The organism is Thalassolituus sp. UBA2009 (genome assembly GCF_002335285.1).
In the GTDB taxonomy this organism is placed as follows: Bacteria; Pseudomonadota; Gammaproteobacteria; order Pseudomonadales; family Oceanobacteraceae; genus Venatoribacter; species Venatoribacter alkanivorans.
In genome coordinates this window covers 6,798-8,021 of sequence record NZ_DDCJ01000037.1, presented here as the reverse complement: position 1 = coordinate 8,021, position 1,224 = coordinate 6,798, and the positions used below count along the sequence as shown (strand labels likewise).

The window sequence follows — 1,224 nt, the reverse complement described above, 5'->3', positions numbered from 1 at the left end:
AAGCCCGGTGTATCTCACCGGCAGTATGACGCATTCCGGCTATAGCGCCGACAAAGGAACTGCGGCCAATGGTTTTTCGCTGATTAATGCCCGTTCAGGCTTATGTCTGGATGTTGCCGGGGCACGCAGTTGGAACGGCACAAATGTGCAGTCCTATCCATGTAATGGCAGCAATGCCCAGCGCTGGTTTTACGATGCCGACAGTGGCTATCTGAAATCGGCACTCGGCAATAAATGTTTAGATCATGGAGGCCAGTTACGTGATAACGGTAAAGCTGTGATCTGGGACTGTGTAAACAGCGATAACCTGCGCTGGAACCTTCAGCCGGATGCTCAGGGTTATCAGCTGATTCCGCGCTCATCGGATGCTTATGCTCTGGATGCCTATGGCACTGAGGACAGCTCTAATGTGGGTCTCTGGTCACGTCATCAGGGGGCACAACAACGCTGGAAAATGCAGTTCTGAACTCTTTTTTGTGGGGCCATAAATAATAATTAAAAAATAAACTTATAAATAAAAACCACAAAAATGGAATAACTCATCATGACTTCTGCGTTACACATATCCCGGATGCCGCATGGCTCCGGGAGGCGGCGAAAGCCGCTGCTCAAAGCTTTGTTTCCCGTTACAACCTTACTGCTTGGCAGTGCACTGACACAGCCGCTGCTGGCTATGAGTGATACTCCGCCAGCGGAATCGCCTGCCGGATTAGCTCAGCCCGGTCCCGGGCTTGGTAATCTGAGCTACAGCAGCAGTGAATTATTCACGCCGGTATCCTGGATTAATCAGGATAACGGCATTCCGCCGACTTATGCTTTCCGCAAAGCTTATGGTGCTAACGTCGGCATGATGGTGGACGGGTATTTTCTGACGTTATTTGCACCGGACAGCGGCTGGGGGCCCGGTGGCTTCCTGCTGTATGACGTATCCGACCCGCGCAATATCCAGCTGGTAAAACGCATTTATGAGCCGGAAGGGCGTACCGGCGAATTCCGCGAAGCCCATGCCTTTGGTCTGACNNCAGCAGTGAATTATTCACGCCGGTGTCCTGGATTAATCAGGACAGCGGTGTTCCGCCGACTTATGCCTTCCGTAAAGCCTATGGCGTTAACGTCGGCATGATGGTGGATGGATATTTTCTGACGTTATTTGCGCCGGACAGCGGCTGGGGGCCGGGTGGCTTCCTGCTGTATGACGTGTCCGACCCGCGCAATATCCAGCTG

At 52.5% G+C, this 1,224-nt stretch carries 1 protein-coding gene; it reads left to right on the top strand.

Going from position 1 to position 1,224, the window contains the following annotated elements; genetic code table 11:
* Positions 1-466, top strand: a 466-nt coding sequence (locus tag B3P58_RS04140) for an RICIN domain-containing protein (RefSeq protein ID WP_286716212.1), incomplete at its 5' end; no start/stop codon positions are given.
* Between the last annotated feature and the right edge of the window lie 758 nt (positions 467-1,224).